The sequence below is a fragment of the Lacinutrix neustonica genome (assembly GCF_026625145.1).
Lineage (GTDB): Bacteria > Bacteroidota > Bacteroidia > Flavobacteriales > Flavobacteriaceae > Lacinutrix > Lacinutrix neustonica.
The window spans coordinates 3,234,509-3,258,212 of the sequence record NZ_CP113088.1 but is presented as its reverse complement, the minus strand read 5'-3'; the positions used below and the strand labels follow the sequence as shown (position 1 = coordinate 3,258,212).

Annotated in this window: 16 protein-coding genes and 10 pseudogenes; 8 read left to right on the top strand and 18 right to left on the bottom strand. The window is 37.0% G+C overall.

The genetic code is table 11. The annotated features are described in order from the left end of the window. Nucleotides 1-217 precede the first annotated feature (217 nt). The 13 genes and pseudogenes from pcaF to N7U66_RS17575 form a co-directional block, all read right to left on the bottom strand. Nucleotides 218-1,432, bottom strand: a complete 1,215-nt coding sequence (gene pcaF / locus N7U66_RS17635) for a 3-oxoadipyl-CoA thiolase (RefSeq protein WP_267676304.1) — start codon at nt 1,430-1,432, stop codon at nt 218-220. Nucleotides 1,433-1,528: 96 nt separating this feature from the next. Next, nucleotides 1,529-2,389: a KPN_02809 family neutral zinc metallopeptidase gene (gene ypfJ, locus N7U66_RS17630; RefSeq protein ID WP_267678553.1), complete on the bottom strand. Its 861-nt coding sequence runs from the start codon at nt 2,387-2,389 to the stop codon at nt 1,529-1,531. An 11-nt stretch (nt 2,390-2,400) separates the two neighbouring features. Next, nucleotides 2,401-2,784: a hotdog fold thioesterase gene (locus tag N7U66_RS17625; RefSeq protein WP_267676303.1), complete on the bottom strand. Its 384-nt coding sequence runs from the start codon at nt 2,782-2,784 to the stop codon at nt 2,401-2,403. A 54-nt stretch (nt 2,785-2,838) separates the two neighbouring features. Beyond that, complete coding sequence (locus N7U66_RS17620; RefSeq protein ID WP_267676302.1) at nt 2,839-3,216, bottom strand: four helix bundle protein; 378 nt, start codon at nt 3,214-3,216, stop codon at nt 2,839-2,841. A gap of 9 nt (nt 3,217-3,225) precedes the next feature. Next, a pseudogene (locus N7U66_RS17615) lies at nt 3,226-4,400 on the bottom strand (3-hydroxyacyl-CoA dehydrogenase NAD-binding domain-containing protein). A gap of 93 nt (nt 4,401-4,493) precedes the next feature. Beyond that, a pseudogene (locus tag N7U66_RS17610) lies at nt 4,494-5,273 on the bottom strand (enoyl-CoA hydratase-related protein). Between the two features lie 7 nt (nt 5,274-5,280). Continuing rightward, nucleotides 5,281-5,664 carry a VOC family protein gene (locus N7U66_RS17605; protein ID WP_267676301.1) on the bottom strand — a complete coding sequence of 128 codons (384 nt, stop codon included), beginning with the start codon at nt 5,662-5,664 and terminating at the stop codon, nt 5,281-5,283. A gap of 60 nt (nt 5,665-5,724) precedes the next feature. Continuing rightward, nucleotides 5,725-6,226, bottom strand: a pseudogene (paaD, locus tag N7U66_RS17600) (1,2-phenylacetyl-CoA epoxidase subunit PaaD). A 152-nt stretch (nt 6,227-6,378) separates the two neighbouring features. Next, nucleotides 6,379-7,133: pseudogene (gene paaC, locus N7U66_RS17595) on the bottom strand (1,2-phenylacetyl-CoA epoxidase subunit PaaC). A 96-nt stretch (nt 7,134-7,229) separates the two neighbouring features. Next, nucleotides 7,230-7,517, bottom strand: a complete 288-nt coding sequence (gene paaB / locus N7U66_RS17590; protein ID WP_267676300.1) for a 1,2-phenylacetyl-CoA epoxidase subunit PaaB — start codon at nt 7,515-7,517, stop codon at nt 7,230-7,232. A gap of 97 nt (nt 7,518-7,614) precedes the next feature. Then, nucleotides 7,615-8,565: pseudogene (paaA, locus tag N7U66_RS17585) on the bottom strand (1,2-phenylacetyl-CoA epoxidase subunit PaaA). Nucleotides 8,566-8,653: 88 nt separating this feature from the next. After that, nucleotides 8,654-9,728, bottom strand: a pseudogene (locus N7U66_RS17580) (2Fe-2S iron-sulfur cluster-binding protein). Between the two features lie 67 nt (nt 9,729-9,795). Beyond that, nucleotides 9,796-10,335, bottom strand: coding sequence for a TetR/AcrR family transcriptional regulator (locus N7U66_RS17575; protein WP_313791541.1), 540 nt, complete (start codon nt 10,333-10,335; stop codon nt 9,796-9,798). Nucleotides 10,336-10,488: 153 nt separating this feature from the next. Here N7U66_RS17575 and N7U66_RS17570 point away from each other — a divergent pair, with 153 nt between their 5' ends. Continuing rightward, the gene (locus N7U66_RS17570; protein ID WP_267676299.1) at nt 10,489-12,252 is read left to right on the top strand and encodes an aromatic amino acid hydroxylase; all 1,764 of its coding nucleotides are present in this window, start codon (nt 10,489-10,491) and stop codon (nt 12,250-12,252) included. A 2-nt stretch (nt 12,253-12,254) separates the two neighbouring features. After that, nucleotides 12,255-12,557, top strand: a complete 303-nt coding sequence (locus N7U66_RS17565) for a rhodanese-like domain-containing protein (RefSeq protein WP_267676298.1) — start codon at nt 12,255-12,257, stop codon at nt 12,555-12,557. Here the strand turns inward: N7U66_RS17565 and N7U66_RS17560 are convergent. From N7U66_RS17560 to alaS, 3 genes and pseudogenes are all read right to left on the bottom strand, one after another. Then, a complete protein-coding gene (locus tag N7U66_RS17560) occupies nt 12,552-13,166 on the bottom strand; it encodes a DUF4230 domain-containing protein (RefSeq protein ID WP_267676297.1) in 615 nt (204 codons plus the stop codon). The genes N7U66_RS17565 and N7U66_RS17560 overlap by 6 nt on opposite strands. 228 nt (nt 13,167-13,394) lie before the next feature. After that, complete coding sequence (locus N7U66_RS17555; RefSeq protein ID WP_267676296.1) at nt 13,395-14,360, bottom strand: GSCFA domain-containing protein; 966 nt, start codon at nt 14,358-14,360, stop codon at nt 13,395-13,397. Nucleotides 14,361-14,390: 30 nt separating this feature from the next. After that, nucleotides 14,391-17,003: pseudogene (alaS, locus tag N7U66_RS17550) on the bottom strand (alanine--tRNA ligase). Between the two features lie 221 nt (nt 17,004-17,224). Between alaS and N7U66_RS17545 the strand changes: the two are divergent. The 6 genes and pseudogenes from N7U66_RS17545 (at nt 17,225) to N7U66_RS22685 (ending at nt 20,424) form a co-directional block, all read left to right on the top strand. Beyond that, nucleotides 17,225-18,197, top strand: a pseudogene (locus N7U66_RS17545) (M23 family metallopeptidase). Then, a pseudogene (locus tag N7U66_RS17540) lies at nt 18,197-18,526 on the top strand (MerR family transcriptional regulator). The pseudogenes N7U66_RS17545 and N7U66_RS17540 overlap by 1 nt, the downstream one beginning before the upstream one ends. A 12-nt stretch (nt 18,527-18,538) precedes the next feature. Next, nucleotides 18,539-19,126, top strand: coding sequence for a LemA family protein (locus N7U66_RS17535; protein ID WP_267676295.1), 588 nt, complete (start codon nt 18,539-18,541; stop codon nt 19,124-19,126). A gap of 1 nt (nt 19,127) precedes the next feature. Further along, nucleotides 19,128-19,572: pseudogene (locus N7U66_RS17530) on the top strand (TPM domain-containing protein). After that, nucleotides 19,569-20,216: a TPM domain-containing protein gene (locus tag N7U66_RS17525; protein ID WP_390886591.1), complete on the top strand. Its 648-nt coding sequence runs from the start codon at nt 19,569-19,571 to the stop codon at nt 20,214-20,216. Before N7U66_RS17530 ends, N7U66_RS17525 begins: the two are co-directional and overlap by 4 nt. Further along, nucleotides 20,098-20,424, top strand: a complete 327-nt coding sequence (locus tag N7U66_RS22685) for a hypothetical protein (RefSeq protein ID WP_390886678.1) — start codon at nt 20,098-20,100, stop codon at nt 20,422-20,424. The genes N7U66_RS17525 and N7U66_RS22685 overlap by 119 nt, the downstream gene beginning before the upstream one ends. Nucleotides 20,425-20,744: 320 nt before the next feature. Here N7U66_RS22685 and N7U66_RS22265 read toward each other — a convergent pair whose 3' ends face one another. After that, a complete protein-coding gene (locus N7U66_RS22265; protein WP_313791301.1) occupies nt 20,745-21,374 on the bottom strand; it encodes a porin family protein in 630 nt (209 codons plus the stop codon). Further along, a complete protein-coding gene (locus N7U66_RS17520) occupies nt 21,337-23,526 on the bottom strand; it encodes an outer membrane beta-barrel protein (protein ID WP_313791300.1) in 2,190 nt (729 codons plus the stop codon). Before N7U66_RS17520 ends, N7U66_RS22265 begins: the two co-directional genes overlap by 38 nt. Nucleotides 23,527-23,704 lie beyond the last annotated feature (178 nt).

Genomic DNA, 23,704 nt, shown 5'->3' with positions numbered 1-23,704 from the left:
GTTTTTACTTTATTGTAGATTCCGCATCAACTGCGGAATGACAAATCTTTATTATTCACTAAGTTTTAATATTAAAAAACTTAGTTGATACGTACCTTAACAATTCATATCTCTATTATTTGTGAAGACAGCTAATGGCTACGACGTTAAACGGTCTGTTAGACCTTTTCGTAACGCGCGAGCAGTGAAACGTAACCCTAGCGATAACGCCCATACCTTATTTATTTACATTTTCAATAATAGCTGCATAGCCTTGTCCCACACCAATACACATGGTAATTAATGCAAAACGTTTGTTTTGCTCTATCAATTCTAAAGCTGCAGAATAGGCGATTCTCGTGCCTGTAACGCCTAACGGGTGACCAATTGCTATAGCGCCTCCATTTGGATTTAATCTTGGATCATCGTCTGCTAACCCCCAAGCTCTCGTGCACGCTAATGCTTGCGCTGCAAAGGCTTCGTTAAGCTCAATAATATCCATATCATCCATGGTCAATCCTGCTTTCGCTAGTGCTTTATTTGAAGCTTCCACAGGACCAATACCCATAATTCTTGGCTCCACGCCCACGACAGCAGAACTCACTATTACGGCTAAGGGTTTTAAATTGTATTTTTTTACGGCCGCTTCGGAAGCAATTATTGTAGCCGCAGCACCATCATTTAAGCCTGAAGCATTTCCTGCCGTCACACTTCCGCCTTCTTTTTTAAAGGCTGGACGTAGTTTTCCTAAAACGTCTAAAGTAGTGGTTGGTTTTACAAACTCATCTTTTGAAAACTTAATGGGGTCTTTTTTTCGTTGTGGTATTTCAACAGTAACGATCTCTTTTGCCAAGCGTCCATTTTCTTGTGCTTTGGTAGCCTTCATTTGGCTCCAATTCGCAAACTTATCTTGGTCTTCACGAGAAATATTATATTTCTCCACTAGATTTTCAGCGGTATTCCCCATCCCATCTGTGCCATATAACGCTTGCATTTTAGGGTTTACAAAACGCCATCCAAACGTTGAATCGTAAAGTTTTGAATCTCCTCCAAATGCCGATGATGGTTTTGCCATAACATAGGGACCTCGTGTCATGTTTTCAACACCTCCGGAAATAAAAAGATCGCCGTCTCCTGCTTTTATAGCGCGATTGGCATGAATTATTGCCGATAATCCCGAACTACATAAGCGATTTACGGTTTCTCCTGGCACTGTAAATGGTAATCCTGCTAACAATGATGACATACGAGCGACATTACGATTGTCTTCTCCTGCTTGATTGGCACACCCCATAATGACATCGTCATAAGCGTCTTTTGGAATGCTTGGATTACGTTTTACAATTTCTTCAATCACTAGTGCGCCTAAATCATCTGTACGAACAGCCGATAATGTGCCTTTGTAATTTCCTATTGGCGTTCTAATGCCGTCTATTATATATGCTTCTTTCATAAGTTTGTGTCATTCGCGCTAAGGCACGAATCTTATTGTTTTCATTTTATCACCTGTAAGCTGTGAAAAGATTACGAGATTACTTCTATTTCCTTTTTAATCTATAAGTACTAAAAAGGTATCGCCATTTCTAATATCACCTGTATTATACCCTTTCATGAACCACTCCATACGTTGTCTTGAGGTACCATGGGTAAAGCTATCAGAATTCACACTTCCTCTTGTTCTTTTTTGAATAGCATCATCACCAACAGCATTGGCAGCACTCATGGCTTCTTCAATATCTCCAGCTTCTAAATACTCTTTATTGTAGTGCGCCCAAAGTCCAGCATAAAAATCTGCTTGCAGCTCTTGAGCTACAGATAATTTATTAGCCTCCGTTTTGCTCGTTTGCGCTTGTAATTGTCTCACTTTATTAGATGTTCCTAAAAGTGTTTGAACGTGATGTCCTACTTCATGAGCGGTAACATACGCGATAGCAAAATCGCCGCCTTTAGCACCAAAACGTGTTTTTAACTCATCAAAAAATGCCAAATCCATATACACTTTTTGACCTGCAGGACAGTAAAATGGTCCTGATGCAGCAGTGGCATTACCACAACCTGTACTTACCGCATCTGTAAACAACACCATGGTTGGCTCTTTATAATTACCAAGATTATTTTCCCTGAAAATCTGATTCCAAACATCCTCGGTATCTGCTAAAACAGTTGCCATAAAGTTCCCCATTACCTTTTCATCATTGGTCAACTCACGCTGTTCTACTTGCTGTGTCACTTGGCCATTTCCTATTTGCTCAATCATAGGCGCTAATTGCTGTCCTGTTTCACCTCCAAAAAGTTGCAAAAGAATAACTATAACAGCAACAAGACCTCCTCCTGCTGCCAGTTTACCTTTACCACTCATGCCACGTCGATCTTCAACGTTACCACTCTGTCTTCTACCTTGCCATTTCATGTTTTCTGAATTTAATTTTCTTCCCAATCCTTTTGAGTGCGATAGACAACACCTTTAAAAAGTGCTACTAATTCGTCTCCTCGTTTGACTTCAATAATATTAAAACCTAACTTATTATTTACTTTTTCTATTACAGATTCTGCGACGATATAATCCCCTTCGTTTAATGCTTCAATATGATTGATAGACGTTTCTATGGACACTGCATACTTACCATGTGTATTGGCTGCAAATCCAAAAGCGGTATCCGCTAATGAATAACTTATACCGCCATGAGCTTTGTTCATACTGTTGAGCATGTCCTTTCTAATGGTCATTGCTACTTTACAGTGACCGATGGTGCATTCTAAAATCTCTATTCCTAACCAAGTGCTATAGGCATCAAGCGAAAGCATTCGCTTTGGTATGAGGTGTGGGGCTATAGGTTTGCTTTTTGCTGACATTTCTATTTATTTGATTCTTTGTAAAATCTTATTTCTCAAGGAAGTTATCATTTTAGATAATTCAGTTATTAATCTACGATTTTCTTCATCTTCTTCAACAGAAATATAGTTTCTCATTTGAGCTTTCGAACTACACGAAATACATTCGTGAGCACTATACCATGCATTTCCTAAATAATTGTGAAATTGCTTATCAGTTCCTGCTGAACCTTCAGCAATATTTAAGGCTATTGAATCTGCTGCACGTTTAAATTGAGAAGTCAATTCAAAACGTTCTTGTTTTGGGAATTTATTCCCTAAACCATTTACTACTTCTCCAAATTCCATTGCTTTGGAATATATCCCTAACTCTTCAAATTTAAAATGATACTTCGATTTCCTCATACCTCAAACCTAGTTTTCAAAAAACCTAATCCCTTTCTTATTCATTTTACGTAATAATGGACTGCAACGGTATCGGTCTTCGTGATACTCATCATATAGTTCATCCATTTTTGAAACACACCAGTCGATTCCTTTTTCGTCTGCCCAGGCCAACAAGCCTTTAGGATAATTCACCCCTTTGGTCATGGCATTATCAATATCTTTGGCTGACGCAATGTTTAAAAATAGCGCATCTGCTGCCTCATTGATTAGCATGACTAAAACGCGATTGAAAATTAGACTTGCTAATGCCTTATCATGAGATGCTTCGTTTTCACTCTCGGTGACACGTCTCCCATTTTCATCATATTCATAGTAACCTATTCCGATTTACGCCCTAAATATCCGGCTTCTGCAAAGCGTTTTTGCGTAAATGCTGGTTTGTATCTGGGATCGAAGTAGAAGGCGGCAAATACGGTTTCAGTAACCGTATAATTAACATCATTTCCTATAAAATCCATCAATTCAAATGGCCCCATACGGAACCCTCCTAAAGTTTTTAAACTGTGATCAATGGTTGCAAAATCTGCTAAACCTTCTTCATAAATTCGTAGCGCTTCGCCGTAAAATGGACGCGCCACGCGATTAACAATAAAACCTGGTGTATCTTTGGCTACGGCTACTGTTTTTTTCCAACTCGTAATAATATCTATAGCTTTTTCTAATGTTTCATAGGAAGTCTGAATGGCTGGAATGACCTCAACTAACCTCATTAAAGGTGCTGGGTTGAAAAAATGAATGCCTACGCAACGTTTCGGTTTTTTAAGTGATGCTGCAATGGATGCAATTGACAAACTCGAGGTGTTTGAAGCGATAATACAATCTTCAGCAACATAATTCTCCAATTCTGAAAATACCTTTTTCTTTATGTCTAAATTCTCAATAATCGCTTCAATCGTTAAATTTGAATCTGCTAACGCTTTTAAGTTGTCGACATAAGAGATATTATCTTGAATTCTTGATTTCTCTGCTGTATCGATTCTTCCTTTTTCTACTAATCGGTTTAATATTTTTTCTAAGGCCAATTTTGCGATGTCTAAAGCGGCTTGATTGGTATCGTATAATTTTACTTTACAACCGGCAGTTGCTGCGACCTGCGCGATGCCACTTCCCATTGTACCACTCCCTATGATTCCTACGTTCATTTCCATCTTCGGTCTTCCCTAAGGAAGCTCTTTTTTAATTTTTGTTTGACTACTCTACCTGTCAGGTTTTAAAACCCTTGTCGGTAGCCTTTTTTATCTTCCTTTAAATTCTGGTTTTCTTTTTTCAACAAATGCAGCCACGCCTTCTGTATAATCCTCACTTTGTGCGGCTTCTATTTGTAATTTAGATTCTAAGGCTAATTGTGATTCTAAATCGTTAGTCATAGACTGATTGTATAATTCTTTAATAAGCCCTAATGCTTTAGTAGGCATGTTTGCCAATTTAATAGCTAATTTAGTTATAGTGGTTTCAAACGCTTCTGTTGGAACACATTTATAAATCATTCCCATTTTATCTGCTTCTTCTGCCGTAATTTTATCGCCTAACATGGCCAAGGCCAAGGCCTTTTGAAACCCGATAAGTCGTGGTAAAAAGAAAGTACCAGCACTATCTCGGCACTAAACCAATGAGGCTAAAGGCTTGTATAAAACTCACCTTTTCATGCGCTACGACAATATCACAGGCTAACGCAATATTTGCGCCCGCTCCTGCCGCTACACCATTTACTGCCGCGATGATTGGTTTTTTAATCGCACGAATTCTTGTGATAATGGGATTGTAATGCTCCTCTAATATTTTTTTAAATCCAGGATTTAACTCCGGATTTGTCACTTCTTTTAAGTCCTGACCAGCACAAAATGCTTTTCCATTTCCAGTAATTACTAGTGCTCTAACGGCATCGTCCTGTTCACAATCATCTAATATTCCTTGAAGTCGCATCGCCATCTCGCGATTAAAACTATTGAATACTTCGGTCTGTTAAGCGTTATGTACGCCACTTTGTTTTCAACTTTTAATAGAATAGAACTCATATATTATTTAAGGTAGTTTAAAATCTGGGTTATAAATTATTCCTATAATGTTTTTCCAAGGATCGTAGACACTAGCAACCATTATATCTTCTCCTACATTATTAGGTCTCTCATGCTCTGTAGCTCCTAACGCTATTAGCGTGTTGTAGACTTCATGGATATCTTCGACACCCCAATAGGATAATACCGTTCCTTGATCTGTTCCGGCTACTTTTTCTTTTGGATGCAACCCCAATTCGAAGCCTCCAATATCAAAGCCTATATAATATGGCGTATCAAAATAAGGTTCTGCATTGAACGCTTTCATATACCATACTTTTGCCTTAACTAAGTCATCAACCATATAAACAATGGTCCGAAGTCCAAGCATTGGTGATTCGTTTATATTCATATTCGTTTATTTAACCATCCTGAAACAGCCCTTACGCCGGATCGGGATGAGACATTGTTATCATTTTAAACATTTAAAATAATCAAATGGCTCCTGACAATCATCACATTGAAACTGTGCTTTGCAAGCCGTTGATCCAAACTGACTCACCAAGCGCGTGTTTTGTGACCCACAATTAGTACATTTTACTATGCGTTTTCCATTAAGCAGAACATCTTTATCTGCTTCCGGCCCCAAAGGTGCTGCGATACCATAATCTTCTAAAGCCTTTCTTCCTCGTGGTGTAATCCAATCTGTGGTCCAGGCTGGGGAAAGAATTAATTCGATTTCAGACGCGTATCCTGCCGCTTTCAATGCCGCTTTAATGTCATCACCAATAACATCCATTGCGGGACAGCCACTATAGGTTGGTGTGATTTCAACTTTAACAACATCATTACTAATGACTGCCGAACGCACCACGCCCATATCCATGATTGATAATACAGGAATTTCTCGGATCTGAAACTTTTTCCAGTATTGGAATTAGTTTTTGGTCTATATTTTGTTCTGTGGTTGTCATATTTTATTGAAATCAGATTTTTTGTTTGCTCTTAACTCGCTTCGCTAATTTTTTTCAAACAAAATATACTTGTTTTCGTTAATGCGCCATGCAATCCATTGTAAATAACATTTCTGAATTTTTATGAGACGCCTTATTTTAAGGGAATTCTATTACCATTCCATCTTTGGATACGTGCGTTGCATGTATTGTAATTCGGTTAACAAATACCCCATATGTTCAGTATGAATCCCTTCTTTTCCACCTTTTTGAAACCATTTTGATTCGGAATCTCTAAGGTCGCTTCTGCTAAAATCGCATTTACTTTAGAGTAGTACTCCGTCTTCAATAACGTAACATCCACTCCAATACTTTCTAAAACCATTGCTTTATCGGCTTCCGTTTGATGAAACAACTCATCGGTGTAGGTCCACAAAGCATTAATCGCTGTTTGCATCTTGGCTTTGCTCTCATCAGTCCCATCTCCTAGACGCTTTATCCAGTCTGAAGAAAAACGTTGATGATAACTCACCTCTTTAATGGACTTCTTTGCAATAGCTGACAGGGTTACGTCATGACTTTTTTGCAATTCAGTTAACAACAGAAAGTGATACACATCAAACAAAAACTGCCGTGCCATGGTATAGGCAAAATCGGTGTTAGGTTGTTCTACTAAAAGTACATTTAAGTATTCTCGCTCTTTACGAAGCATTGCAATATCATCTTCACTTCTTTCATCTCCTGCAATTTTAGCGGCATATTGATAGTAACTTCGTACTTGCCCAAACAGATCTAAAGAAATATTTGTACACGCAATATCGGTCTCTAAGGTAGGGCCATGCCCTGTTAATTCGCCCAGTCTTTGACCAAGAATCAAGGAATTATCGGCAATACCGAGAATGTATTTGTATAGATTTTCGTTTTTCATGTTTACTTCCCACCAAAGCGGGAATCTTTTTAATTAAACATTTATTCTATTTAAGTGCCCACTGTTGTGAGCCTTGCAATTTGAGCGCTACTCAGATTACATATGTTTTACCTCATCCGGCAAATCGTAAAACGTGGGATGCCGGTATACCTTATCTTGAGCAGGCTCGAATAATTCACCATTATTTTCAGGATTCGAGGCTGTAATATGCTTTGATTCTACAACCCAAATACTCACACCTTCATTTCTTCTTGTGTAAACATCACGTGCATTTTCTAAGGCCATTTCTTCATCTGCAGCATGCAAACTACCAAAGTGCCTGTGTTCTAATCCGTTTTTACTTCTAACGAATATTTCCCATAGGGGCCAGTTTTTTTTAGACATAATATATATTTATTGTTTCCTATTGTTAGTAATAACGCTGCTCTTGAATATCAAAGTTCTCTATCTAAAAGAAAATGACTCCGATTGACAACGCTATTTAAACAGCTTGTTTTCTTTCTTGTTTCTTTTCAGCATATGCCATGGCAGCATCTCTCACCCATTCACCTTCTTCCCACGCCCCTACTCGAGCTTTCATTCGCTCTTTATTACAGGGACCATGCCCTTTAACCACTTGCCGGAATTCATCCCAGTTAATCTCTCCAAAATCATAACTCTGTCGTGCTTCATTCCATTTTAAATCAGGTTCGGAATCGTCAAACCTATTAAATCGGCTTGTGGTACGGTTTGATCTATAAATTGTTGACGCAAATCATCGTTAGACTTACGTTTTAGTTTCCATTTCATCGATTGCTCTGTATGAATGGACTCGGCATCTGTTGGGCCCAACATCATTAAACTTGGCCACCACCAACGGTTAAGCGCATCTTGAGCCATTTCTTTTTGTTCTGCTGTTCCGTTTGCCAATTTTATCATGATTTCATACCCTTGACGTTGGTGAAAGCTTTCTTCTTTACACACACGAATCATTGCTCCGGCATAAGGACCATATGAGGTGTTACATAATGGCACCTGATTAATAATCGCCGCGCCGTCAACTAACCAGCCAATCGCACCCATATCTGCCCAAGTCACTGTTGGGTAGTTAAAGATGCTTGAATACTTTGCTTTTCCTGTATGCAGTTGCTCATATAACTCTTCTCTTGAGACTCCTAAGGTTTCGCAAGCACTATAAAGGTACAAACCATGACCTGCCTCATCTTGAACTTTAGCCAATAAAGCCACTTTTCGTCTTAACGATGGCGCTCGCGTGATCCAATTGCCTTCACGGAAGCATACCAACAATTTCGGAATGCGCATGTTGAGACATTTGCCTAATATGCGTTTTACGATATTTTTCCGGCATCCAATCTTTAGGCTCGATTTTCTCGTCTCTCGCAATTCTTTCTTCGAATTGCTTTTCTAAACTTCTTATTTGTTCTTCACTCATTGTTCTAAGCTTTTTGCTAATGGTTTTTACTCTTTAGCTAGTTGAACTTGTTTTATTTTTTTCTTTTAAACAGTGGTTCGCTCTGTCTCTATACATCAAAATTAACAACCACGCTTTCTGTTGTTGGTACGGACTGACAGCTTAACACTAAGTTTTGAGCCACCTCCTTGTCATCAAGTGCGTAATTCACTTTCATTTCTACGTTTCCTTCTAGCACTTCACATTTACAGGTACTGCAAACACCACCCTTACACGCAAATGGCAAATCGGCACCAGCACCTAATGCAGCATCTAAAATATTATCGTATTCCTTACTCATTGTGAAAGTGAACTCTTTTCCTCCATCAACTATTGTCACTTGTGTGCCTTCAACATTTTGTTTGGATAAGCGTTCTGCACGTTTAATATCCTCTTCGGAAAGCCCGGTTACAAACAACTCATAATGCACCAACTCTTTTGGAAGCCCAGCGGCTATTAAATAGTTACTTACGTAATGAACCATGTGTTACGGCCCGCAAAGAAAAACTTCACCCGTGTCTCGGAATATCAATAAACGTTTTTGTAAGCACCTTCATTTTATCATCATCAAATCTGCCATTAAACAACTCGATATCCCGGCGTTCTTTGGTTAGAAAATAATAGATTTCTAATCTCCCAAAATAAATGTTTCTAAGCTGCTCTAATTCCTCCTTAAAGATAATGGATTTTGCTGTTTTATTTACATAAAAAAGCTTGCATGTTGCATGCGGTTCTTGAGCCGGATGTGTTTTCACCATAGACAAAACGGGTGTTATTCCACTTCCAGCAGCAAAAAACAAATAATTCTTTTCTTTTTCCGGCTGAACAGGAACACCAAACATGCCGGTTGGAGCCATTACTTCAATCTCATCTCCCGTTTGCAGCGTTTCATTAATATACGTTGAAAATTTACCGCCTGGAATTTGCTTTACAGCAACGGTCCATTGCTTATCAATAGGACTAGAGCATAAGGAATATGAGCGCCGCAAATCTTCACCGTTTATATCTTTTTTAAGCGTTAAATGCTGTCCTTGTCGGAATTTAAATACGCTATGCAATGTTGAAGGGACTTCGAAAGTGACTACTGCCGTGTCTTCTGTTTCCTTATAAATATCTGCAACTTTTAGTTTGTAAAACTCTGCCATAAAAATATTAAATCACAAAACTAACACTTGTTAGTCTGAAAAGCAAAGGTACAAAATATTTTAATTCCTATTTGTTAAATCCATGGATTAGAACATTGCTGAGACTTGTATTTAAGTTTTGAATGTTTAAATCTTCTTTTTTAGGAATCCAAAGATAGAGGGAGCGCAAAGTAGACAGCATAGAAAAGAGCATGACTTCTACATTCTCATCCTTTAGTTCTTTGTTGGCTATTCCCGATGTAATGATATGTCTAAAATTTTCTTCATATTCGCTACGCAGCTGCAAATAATAGTGCCGTTGCTCTTCTAAGTGCATCCAATCGTTATTTAATGCTGCCATTTCGTAAGTATTCTCACTAGCCGTTTTTACATGAAGCGCCACAATTTTGTTTAATTTATCCAAACTTGAACCTTCTGAAGCTATAATGATATTCATTTCACTAGTAAACGCTTCTGCTAAAGAAATAATGATGATTTTTAAGATTTCCTGTTTAGAACTAATGTGATTGTACAGACTCGCCGCTTTTATACCCATTTCGGTGGCAAGATCCCGCATAGTTACCGCACTATACCCTTTCTTTTTGAATAGTTTAGCGGCTGTGTTGATGATTTGTGATTTTCTCGGTTTCTTTAGTCATAAATTACTCCAATATACAATATCAATTTCGACTACAATAAACAAAAATTGAAGTTCTATAAAAAACGTTTTTTTAATTCATAACTTTGAACTTATATAAGTTTAAAGAGTTGACTATTTCTTATGAACACATCCATTGAAACCAATCCGCTAATAGACAGGCTACCTCCACATTTAAAGCAATTTATAAAGCCTCAAAATTATACGGATTACACACCTATTAATCAAGCTGTTTGGCGGTATGTTATGCGTAAAAACATATCCTATTTGAGTAAAGTGGCTCATGAATCTTACGGTAATGGTCTAAAAATGACAGGTATTTCTTTAGATAAAATCCCAAGCATGTATGGCATGAATCGTATCCTTAAAAATATTGGATGGGCAGCTGTTGCTGTGGATGGTTTTATTCCTCCTAATGCTTTTATGGAGTTTCAAGCGTATAAAGTTTTGGTCATTGCTAGCGATATTCGCCAATTGGAAAATATGGAATACACTCCTGCACCGGATATTATCCATGAAGCTGCAGGTCATGCTCCCATAATAGCTAATCCAGATTATGCTGAATACTTAAGACGTTTTGGAGAAGTTGGTGCCAAAGCCATTTTATCTTCACATGATAACGACATGTATGAAGCCGTTAGACAACTTTCTATTATAAAAGAAGCCGCTGATTCTAAAATTGAAGATATTAATGCGGCTGAAGACTTAGTAAATACACTTCAAAATAAAAAGGTACCACGCTCTGAGATGGCAAAAATTAGAAACTTACATTGGTGGACTGTTGAGTACGGATTAATTGGCACAGAAGAAAAACCTAAAATCTATGGGGCTGGGCTACTATCTTCTATTGGAGAAAGTAAATGGTGCATGACAAGTGAGGTGAAAAAAATACGCTATAGCATTGACGCTGCAGCGCAGGACTTTGATATTACAAAACCACAACCTCAACTCTATGTCACTCCGCATTTCGCCTATTTAATGCAAGTTCTAGAAGAATTCTCTAACACTATGGCTCTAAGAAAAGGTGGGTTTAGAGGGCTACAAAAACTAATAGATTCTAAAAAAATTGGTAGTATTGAGCTCAATACTGGCTTACAAATTTCAGGCGTTTTTACTAAAATGATTACCGATGAAGACAACAATGTCGTGTTTTTTAAAACTGAAGGCCCCACAGCATTGGCGAATAGAGAAAAAGAACTTATCGGTCATGGTACAGAGGCTAACCCGGATGGTATTAGTTCTCCAATTGGTAAACTTAAAGGTATTAGTTTAGCTATTGAAGACATGGGACCTCGAGATTTAAAGGCATATAACTTTTATGATGGCAAACGTATCGCTTTAGAATATGAAAGCGGCATTACCATTGAAGGCTTAAACATAACAGGGATTCGCAACATTTATGGCAAACTTATTCTTATTGAATTTGAAGATTGCACTGTGGTGTATAAAAATAAAAAAATATTTTCTCCGGAGCAGGGCATATTTAGATTAGCTGTTGGCTCTACTATTGTTTCTGCCTTTGCAGGAGCAGCAGATTACCGTTCTTTTGACAACCTATATCAGGTCTCTTCTACAGATACCGTAAAAATACAAAGAAGTGCTAATGCCTTAGAACTTGAAAATTTATACCAGCAGGTAAATGATTTAAAAACTAGTGAAATAATTGATACTGATATCCTCTCGGACATATTTACTATTTTACAAAAAAACCACCCTAAAGACTGGTTATTATCAGTAGAAATTTATGAAATATTGTCTACTACTAACAATAATTCACTAACTAAGAAAGTACTGGAACACTTAGAAAGTATCAAAGTCAAATATCCAAGCATTGCGCATCTAATTACAGATGGCATCTTACTTACTCAAGAACAAATTTTAATATAATTATGGGATTTTTAGATTTTATTTTTGGTTCAAAAAAACGCCAAGTTCAAGATTTTTTAGATAATGACGCCATCATTCTCGACGTTAGAACGGCGCGTGAATGGGAAAATGGCCATATTGAAAATGCTTTACATATTCCACTTAATGAATTGAATTCCCGAATTGACGAGGTGAAAAAACTTAACAAACCTATTATTACGTGTTGTGAAAGTGGTGTACGTTCTGCTAAAGCCGCTAAGTTTTTAAATCTAAATAATATAGAAGCCACCAATGGCGGCGGTTGGCTTAAGCTCTCCCTTTTATAACTTTATATCTTGAAGCGTATTGAGTTCTGTAATTGGTGTTGCGTTATATTGTAATGTCCATCCTAAAGAATTGGTAAGAATATAGAATTTTGACAATTCACTTAGCAATCTGTTTTTTGCGTTCGATTTTAATTCTGAAGCTTCTATTTTCTTCATCAAGGAAGCGTTTACTGTTTTCTTAATGGCATTGTAATCCTTGGCTTCAAAAGGATTAAGAAAATCTGCTTGAATATCATAATATTCAAAATCGGGACTGATTTTTATTTCTTCTTTAGGAATACTTAATAAGGTCAGCGTTTTTGATTCCGCATCTATTTTGTATTTCAATTTACTTAAATCATATGCTACGGTAACATCCGCATTAACCACTACCAATGCTTTTTTTTCAGCCGAAATATAATTTGTAAAAATAGCTTTTGAGTTTTTATAAGTAAAAACTTCACTAAAATGCCCTTCTGTAACAACCAACTTCCCAACATTTTTGAGCGATTCCTGAATTAATGCGGAGTTCTCCTGAAGTGTAATTTTGTCTTTATTTTTGTTGGCACAGTGTTTAAAAGCAAATAAAATGACAAGCGTTATAATGATACCAAAAAGTATTTTTCTCATATTCTAAATGTACAGAAAATAGTGCAATAATATTAAAATAGAGAAATAAAAAACACCAGAAACAGCTGTCAATATGACTAACAATCGTGTTACTGATGTTTTAAATATATAAATGATTAATAGCCTTATAAAGATAAAATATTAATTGATTTACAGTGCGAAAAATCGTTTAAATTCCCATTATGTTAGACGAACGCTTTTAATGTGTGTATTACCTTATAAAACTGATTAAAATTTAAGCCTTGGGAATTGCAACTGCAGTGCTTTTTGTTTCATTTTTATGTTTTCCGGAAAGCGTTTATGGGCAACAGAGTCTTCATTAAATGGTTTATGCGCCAACCCTTTTTGTATGTCGCTAACAGCTTTACTTACTAACATGGTTTTTGAATCCATCCAAGCCATTTGAAACTTTTGCCGGATATATTCTATAGCTGTATCGTTAGGGTGTAGCATATCTGCATTGTAAAAGCGATATTCACGCAGTTCGTCCATCATAATTTCGTAGGCGGGAAAATAGAACACTTGAAGCCCATGTTTGGACGGGCTTTGATTGACACATTGATGTATGGCAGTGATTAAATGCGCCTTACTTAAAGTGTTCTCAACAAATCCGTCTTTAATATGTCTTACTGGCGATACGGTGAAAATGAGTGATACTTTTTCATTTACCGAATGTATAAGCGCTTCCGTTTTCTTTAAACTACTACTGATTTCTTTGACCAGTAGCAATTTTTTATTGAAGTGCTTTTGAGGGACTTTATGACAATTTGCGACCGTTTGATTCGATTCAACTAAATTGTAGACCCAAGCAGTACCCAATGTTATAATAACATGAGTGGCTTCCTTTATTTGCTTATTTAATAGCCGAAGATTAGAATTTAAAGCGATCACTAATGCGTCTTTAGAAACAGCACTTAATTTTGAATGTGCATCGTAACAATGCCAACGTTCATTATGAAAAAAGACATCCGCTTCGGTGTATTCCATTTCCCTAACAGCCCTAAAAACAAAGGTTTCAATCGCTTTTGGATGAAATAAAATTCCGAAGGGATTGGACAGGCTTTGAAATTTAAAACAACTGAGTTTAGTACCGATATTTTCTGAAAAACACGACCCTAAAAGCACTAGCTTAGAGTCATAATCTATTTGACTATGCTCTTGCTTTTTTACTTTTATTTCGGTTTGTAGTTTCATAAGTTATTCCACAAAAAGCGCATAAACACTTTATTCTACGTACTTTTTAGCCTGATTTAAAGCCGCTTCAATACCTGCTGGATTTTTTCCGCCTGCGGTTGCGAAAAAGGGTTGACCACCGCCGCCGCCATGTATTAGTTTTCCTAATTCTCTAACAACCGTTCCTGCATTTAAATCGCGTTCTGCTACTAATTCTTTTGAAATATAACAGGTTAGCATGGCTTTGTCTCCCACAGCAGAGCCAAATAACAGAAATAAATTGTCATGTTTACTTCCTAAATCGAAAGCCACATCTTTAATACCACCAGCATCTAAATCTACTTTTTGAGCAAGAAACTGAACGCCATTAATCTCGGTTAACTTGTTAGCCAATTCCCCTTTCATATTTTTAGCCTTATCCTTAAGCAAGCCTTCGATGTGCTTTTTTAAATCACTATTTTCATTTTGAAGTTTCAAAACCGCTTCTTTTGGGTCCTTAGTATTGTTAAGCAATGTTTTTATTTCAGAGAATGTCGTGCTCGTTTCCACGTAAAAATCTTTTACAGCGTCATTAGTAATCGCTTCAATTCGCCTAATACCAGCAGCCACAGCACCTTCTGAGACTATTTTAAAATGCCAAATATCTCCTGTGTTATTAACGTGTGTGCCTCCACACAACTCCATAGATTGACCAAAACGAATGGTTCTTACGGCGTCACCATATTTCTCACCAAATAAAGCGAGTGCGCCATCTGCAAGCGCCTGTTCCATAGGTACGCTTCTGTGTTCTTCTAAAGGTAATTTCCCTTCTATTCGGCATTCACAAAATCTTCTACTTCCTGCAACTGTTCAGCAGTCACTTTTGAGAAATGAGAAAAATCGAAACGTAAATATTTTGAGTGCACCGCACTACCCTTTTGCTCAACATGGGTCCCTAAAACCTCACGCAAGCCTTGATGCAATAAATGTGTTGCCGTATGATTACATTCCGTTCTGTAACGCTGTTTAGAATCTACAACAGCTTTTAAAGGTTCGTTTAAATACTTAGGAAGGTTTTTTGTAAAATGAATGATTACATTATTTTCTTTCTTAGTATCTAAGATATACACGACGTCACCATGTGCATCTTCTAAATAGCCCTTATCCCCAACTTGCCCGCCTCCTTCTGCATAAAAGGGTGTTAAGCTGAACACTAATTGATACATTTCACCATCCTTTTTCGAGGTTACTTTTCTATATCGTGTAATCTTCACGCGTGCTTCTAAGGTGTCATACCCCACAAATTCTTGTTCTGCATCTTCTACTAAAACGGTCCAATCCTCAGATTTTAAAGCAGAAGACGCCCTCCCTCTACGCTTTTGCTTTTCAAGCTCTGCATTAAACTCCTCTACATTATAAGTGAACCCTTTTTCACGAAGAATAAGCTCTGTTAAATCTTCTCGGAAAACCATAAGTATCTTTTAATTCAAAAACTTTCGCGCCTAAAACTTGTTTGCCCTTTGTGGTTTCAACAATACGATCCAACAACAGCAACCCCTGATCTAAGGTTCGTAAAAAAGAAGCCTCCTCTTCTTTAATTACATTTTCAATCAATTGTTTCTGTGACTTTAATTCGAAATGCAGCGCCCATCTTTTTGGACAAAACATCTACTAAGCGATATATAAAAGGTTCTTTTTTATCCAAAAAAGTAAACCCATAGCGCACGGCACGGCGTAAGATCCTTCTAATAACATAACCAGCACCCGTATTACTAGGTAATTGTCCATCGGCTATAGAAAATGCAACAGCACGCACATGATCACTAATCACACGAATGGCGATATCTATTTTTTCGTCTTGCCCATAGTTTTTGTCCGTGATGGTTTCAATTTCACGTATAATAGGTGTAAAAACATCGGTATCGTAGTTGGACTTTACGTCTTGCAACACCATACACAAACGTTCAAAGCCCATTCCCGTATCAATATGCTTATTGGGAAGATTTTCTAGAGAACCATCGGCTTTTCGGTTGTATTGCATGAATACCAAATTCCGATTTCCACCACTTGTGGATGGTCCATATTCACCAAGTCTTTTCCTGGAATCAAGGCTTTTTCTTCCGGTGTACGAATATCTACGTGAATTTCACTACACGGTCCACAAGGCCCCTGCTCTCCCATTTCCCGTAAATTGTCTTTTTTATTTCCTTTTAAAATACGGTCCTCAGCGATGTATTGTTTCCATATATCATACGCTTCAGTATCTATTTTAAGATTATCTGCATCATCACTCCCTTCAAACACCGTGACATAGAGGATATCCTTATCGATTTTGTAAACTTCTGTAAGAAGTTCCCAAGCCCATGCGATTGCTTCCGTTTTAAAGTAATCACCAAAGGACCAATTGCCTAACATTTCGAATAAGGTATGGTGGTAGGTATCGTATCCCACTTCCTCTAAATCGTTATGTTTTCCTGAAACACGCAAGCATTTTTGAGAGTCTGTCAATCGTGTGTTTTTTGGTTGCGCATTTCCTAAAAAGAATTCTTTAAATGGAGCCATACCGGAATTTACAAACATTAAAGTAGGATCATCCTTTAAAACCATGGAAGCAGAAGGGACGATACTATGTTTCTTTTTTTCGAAAAAACTTAAAAATGTTGAGCGAATATCTTGAGATTTCATCTATTATGTGTCTTTATTTTATGGGTTAAATGAAAGGCGCAGTGAACATTTAAATTCAGGCAAACCTTATTGTTCTAAAGCGTTTCAAAGCTTATTGTTAATAATCTTGTTTTACTAAACTTGAGCGTTAAAAAACAATTTATATATTTGTTTTACGTTTTTGATTCATGTTGCTACTTTTTTAAGCTACATTTAACTGCAAAAATAGTATAAATTAGATAATGAGTAAGGTAAAATATTATTATGATTCAGATACGCTGTCGTATCGCAAAATAACACGTAAAAAGCGTCGCACGTTTAAATACATCATTGCGTTTTTATTCTCCACAGCTCTATTTGCTATACTCACTGTTTTTATCGCTAGCCAATTTTTAGAATCCCCTAAAGAAAAAGCCTTAAAGCGCGAATTAAGTAATATGGAGTTACAGTTTGATTTACTTAATAAAAAAATGGAGGAAGCCGAAGCCGTTTTGGCGAATGTAGAAGATCGTGATAACAATATTTATCGTTTATATTTTGAATCAAATCCCATACCGAGAAGAACAGCGTAAAGCGGGATATGGCGGCATCAATAGATACAGAACTTTTGAAGGTTTCAATAATTCAAAACTTATCATTGAAAGTAATAAACGGATAGATATTTTACAAAAACGTATCGTTGTTCAGTCTAAATCTTTAGATGAAATTGCGATTTTAGCTGAAGAAAAAGAAAAATTATTAGCCTCTATTCCAGCGATACAACCCGTGACCAATGAAGATTTGACACGTATGGCTTCGGGGTATGGTATACGAACAGACCCTTTTAATAAAACTAGAAAAATGCATTGGGGTATGGACTTTACCGCACCTCGAGGCACTCCTATTTATGCTGCTGGTGATGGTGTTATTTTACGAGCAGACAGTAATTCATCCGGCTATGGAAACCACATACGTATAGATCATGGTTATGGCTATGTCTCATTATATGCCCACCTGTACAAGTATAATGTTGGTAAAAACCAAAAAGTAAAACGGGGTGATTTAATTGGGTTTGTTGGGAGCACAGGACGCTCTGAAGCCCCACATTTACACTATGAAATTTTTAAAGATGGCGATCGCATAAACCCTATAAACTTCTATTACGGCAGTTTAACTGCCGAAGAGTTTAGTAAGTTGCTGGACCGTTCGTCATTAGAAAACCAATCATTAGATTAATGCAAATTGAGCTTCCGAGAAAAACGTTATTATTCTATTGGAGAGGTTGCTAAAGCTTTCCAAGTCAACACCTCTTTAATTCGCTTTTGGGAAAAAGAATTTGATATTTTAAAGCCAAAAAAAATGCTAAAGGGAACCGTAAGTTTACTCCCGAAGACATCAATAATCTTAAGTTTATCTACCATTTAGTTAAAGAACGGGGGTTTACTTTAGAAGGCGCAAAAGTACATTTAAAAGAAGAAAAGAAGAAAAGCCTTAGTAATTTTGAAATTATTAGTAAATTGGAAGGTGTAAAAGCGCAACTTATAAAATTAAAAGATCAACTCTAAATACTACATATTATGAAAAAATGGATAGTACCTATATTATTAGTAGCCCTTTTTGCGCTATTTGGAATGAAAGTATACAACTCAACTATTAAATTAGATGAAAATGTAAATGAAGCTTGGGGTCAAGTCGAAAGCTCATACCAGAGAAGAAATGACCTTATTGGTAACTTAGTAAAAACCGTTCAAGGGGCGGCCGATTTTGAAAAAGGCACTTTAGAATCTGTCATTAACGCCGGAGCGAAAGCGACCGCTGTAAATATTGACCCTTCAAATATCACCCCTGAGCAATTACAAGAGTACAACAAAGCTCAAGGCAATGTGACGAGTGCGCTCTCTAGACTTTTAGTTACTGTTGAACGGTATCCCGAATTAAAAGCGAATCAAAATTTCTTAGAATTACAGTCTCAATTGGAAGGCACTGAAAATAGGATTATGGTCGCGAGAAATCGTTTTAATATGGCTGTAAAACCCTATAATGAACATATTCGGAAATTCCCAAACAATCTTTTAGCCGGTCTCTTTGGCTTCGATAAAAGAGTCTATTTTGAATCTGATGAAGGTAGCGAAAAAGCGCCTGACGTCGATTTTGATTTTGAATAAAATGGCACATAATCCCGTTGAAGCATTTTTAACCACTATTGAAGAGCAAGAGGTCGTCGCAGCCATACGCGAAGCAGAAGACCATACCTCCGGTGAAATTCGTGTACATATTGAAAACACTTCTAATGCGCCCATTGACGTGCGCGCATTAGAAGTGTTTTCTATGTTAAAGATGCATAATACTGAACTGCATAATGCGGTTTTAATTTACGTTGCTGTTCAAGATAAAGCTTTTGCTATTTATGGGGATAAAGGCATTAATGCCGTTGTTTCTGATACGTTTTGGGATGAAACAAAAAGCACCATTCAAGCCCATTTTAAACAAGGCCATTTCAAACAAGGTCTCGGTTGATGGTATTTTATCAGCGGGACAACAATTAAAGACTTATTTCCCATATAAAGCGACGGATACCGACGAATTACCTAATACCCTATCGAAAGGATGAAAAAATCAGGCTTTAGTCGCAGTTTTCAGATTTTAATCGCGCTTAAAAAATGGGCACCCGTTTTAATAACAGGATGCTTCTTCTTGTGTAGTCACTTCTCCTTTGCTCAATTTGATATTCCAGCTAAACCTTCAAAAGCAGGTGGCCGTCAAACGAGTGTCTATGATTATATCAATTTGCTTTCTAAAACCCAAAAGAACACCCTTGAGGATAAGCTAATAAAATATTCTGATACAACATCAACACAGATTGTAGTTGCCATTATTAATTCTACCAATGGAGAATACATCAACTATTTAGGAACTGAATGGGCTCAAAAATGGGGTATTGGAGATAAAGACAAAGATAATGGCATCTTTATACTCCTGGCTAAAGACGACAGAAAGATTGGTATTAATGCAGGGTATGGTACAGAACATTTATTAACCGATGCTATGTCTCGTCGAATTATAGAACGTGACATCATCCCTTATTTTAAACAAAACGATTACTACGGTGGACTCAACCGTGGTGCAGACGCTATTTTTGAAGTCATGCAAGGCGAATACCAGGGCAGTAGAACGTCGAGTCCTAACGGGGCTCCATCTCGGTGTCTTCTTTTTTCTGTTTATAGTTTTCATTATTATCCTAATTTCTATTGCTAAAAACAGACGAAGTGGAGGTAATAATGGTCGTGGCTTAAGGAAACGTTCTGTAGCAGGCAGCATTTTACAAGCTATTATTTTAAGTAATATTGGCCGTGGGGGCTACAGCAGTGGCTCCGGAGGTTTCGGAGGTGGCTCTAGTGGCGGCTTTGGTGGCGGCTTTGGTGGTGGTGGATTTGGAGGCGGTGGTGCTTCCGGTGGTTGGTAAGTATTCGCTTACAAGCCTTAGGCTTCAATTTTTAATCGTTCATCCTTAATTACTCCACAGCGAAACCTAACTTTGAAAACGCCATGAATCACGCGACATAAATAGCTTCAAACAAGGTTTCAGCAAAAAAAAAGAAGCCTTAAATTTACATTTCACTTTAACACAGACAAGACACTGTAGCCATTGGCTACGAAATAGAAAAACAATTTCTTGATTCTATAAACAATCTATTTCGCACACTATATTACATCCCAAAGTTTGAAGTAGCTCTTTATTACAAAAGCATTGGAAATGCATTAGATGTCTTTTGTGAGCTACAATTAATGAATCCACATGTTGCGATCATTACTTTCTCCTTTAGACCCAAGGCTATTAAACTTCCAGCTAAGACTTAGCATAAAATACTGCTTTAAAACAATACTTTGAGAATCCTCAATATAATCTTGTGTAGCATTACGAATAGCATTGGTGTTTTGATTTAACAAATCATACACTTTTAGGGTAATTGCACCTTGGTCTTTTAGCACCGAATAGGCCAATGTCGAGTTCCGTAACCAAGCGGTATTTTGAAACCCCTGGGCCACATCAGGATTATAGTTAAAACTAATATCATTACGCCATTCTAGTTTTTTAGGCATAAAAGTAGCGGTTCTTAACCCAGCCGCATGTCTAGTAAACGTTCTGTCTTCAAACGCATTAATATCATAAGCATTATTAGTAAACGTTATTCTATAATAGGGTTTAAATTCAAATACCTTATCCCATATAAAATCAACACCAACATTTGGTGACAAGGAGGTCACCTTACTCGCGTATTGTACCTCATTATTAAAGTTTATATTTTTAGAGAAATTAGTAGAGCCGCCAATATTCATCTTAACATTTCTAAGCGAATCTATTTTAAATTTTTTACTATAATTTCCGAGACACACCAAAATTATAATTGCCATTAACATTGACATAAGTGGTTGTTCTTTTTAAGGTTTCAGGATCGACAATCGTTTTAGATACAATTTGATTGTTCGTCACATTTGCACTTATATTTGCATAAACGCCTGTTCTTTTTTGCCAATCGAAACCATTATAACCGGCGTAAAGGAAATGCCTGTTTGACGGCTCTAAGTTAGAGTTACCCGTCACGGTGTTTAATGGGTTGGAAACATCGGCAAACGCCTGTAACTGTCTTAACGGCGGTGTGTCATTACTTAACCTATAACCCATGTAAATGGAGGATTTTGGACTAAAACGATAGTTAAGGTTGTAACGCATTTGAATATTTTTAAAATCGCGCTCTACATTAAACTGAGGCCTCAATAAGTCTTCGTTTTTTAGGGTTCTAAAATTATAACTTAGGTTAAAACGCGTGGACCATTTTTCGCCTCTATACGTCAAACCAATTCCCGGAATCACCTGAGCATCTGTATACTCAAAATCGGTACTTAAATCGACGTTAAAATCTGTAAAGTTTTGATCGGTTGTATTAAAATCGAAAGTGCTTTGTCTATTTTCGTCTTGACTTAATGCATACTCATATTCAAAATTAACGAATAACTTATTTGGTAGTATAGGTAGTCGGTAGGTTATTTCAGAACTCAATCCGTTCCTTGCATTATCGCCTATTGTGAGTTGATCTCTGTTTATCGTTTCAGGAGAGGCACCAAAAATTTCTGTCACTGAATTTAAAAAATCTTCTTTTTCATCTTGACTGGTGTTATTTTTTAATTCTAAACGCAGAAAAGACCCTTTACTGCCAAAACGTTTTGTAACACTGATTTCGTTAGAAAATTCTTTAGCAAAACTCTCCACGTTAGACCCAACAGAAGATTGATTGGTCAAACCACGTTCACCATCCAAAGTCTCTATGTTATTGTTAAAGATCGTATTTGATGAGGAATAACTAAACGAAGGTACTATATTAATTTGCAGGGTTGAATCCATTTCAATTTCAAACTCTAAATTAGCTTGGTGACTCTCTGTATCATTAACTGACTGCGTATTCGAATTAGTAAAAAAACGAGAATCAGACAATATGGTTTCTCTTTGAGAAGCCGACTCGTTTCCTGAACTACTTGACGCAAAAAAATAATCTCCGGAAACGTCTGTAAACTCCCCTATTTTATCGGCATAATTAACACCCGCATTTTGTGAGGTTGTAATGCCCTCTCCTCCTCCAAAGGATCGGCCTCCAATAGAAAACGACCCATTACTATTAAAATTCATGCCGCCGCCTCTACCGAACATTTTTGAAATCTCACCAAAACTAAAGCCCGGTGAATTGGTATTATTCCCTCCTGCAAGTACGCTTATGCGTTGGTCGTTATCAAAAACGTTTAACATCCCCGCAAATTCATAGCGCTCATTAGTTCCAGCCCCGGCAGAAACTCTACCAAAAACCCCTTTATTATTTTCTTCCTTAATGGTTAAATTAATGGTCTTATTTTCTTTATCCCCAACCTCACCTGTAAAGGCTTCAGATTTGGTTTTTGTATCCACAATCTGAATTTTCTCAATGATATCTTTAGTTAAATTTTTTGTGGTAATCGTAGGGTCATTCCCAAAGAAGGGCTTACCATTCACCAAAATTTTGTTAACCTCTTTACCATTAACTGTAATTTTTCCTTCTGCATCTATTTCAACACCTGGTAGTGCCTTTAATAAATCTTCAACGTTGGCATCTTTACGCGTTTTAAAGGAACTCACATTGAACTCTAAAGTATCTTTTTTAATGGTTACCGGTGCAGTAGATTGTAATACTATCTCACCCAACACATTAGAATTAACTTCTAATGCAATGGTGCCAAGATTAAATTCGCCTTTATCCATTTTCAAAGCCTTGAAAAATGTTTTATAGCCAACGTAAGAAACAAAGAGGTTTAAGTCGGCATCTGCTGTTTCACCTTTTAAAGAAAATACACCGTTTCTATCAGAAATGGTATAAGTTACTAACGAACTATCTTTGACACGCTGCAAATAGATTGTTGCAGCTTCTAGAGGTACGTTGTCTACCTCATCGATTAATTTACCTGTTACTTTGAATTCTTTGGCTTGAGAAAATGATAAAGAGACACATAATAGTGTCGCAAGTAATAATATTTGGCGCATAATAAAGATTAGGTAAATTTGAAGTTTTAGTCTAGCATACTTTTGTTAGTCAACGAAAATAGAACCTCAAATTTACGCTTTTCTTAAAATAATGGTAAAGTTTCCATAATTATTCTAATTACGATCTAAATCACAGTGTCTTTTTAAGCATTAAACACCAATCTAACACTGTTGATAA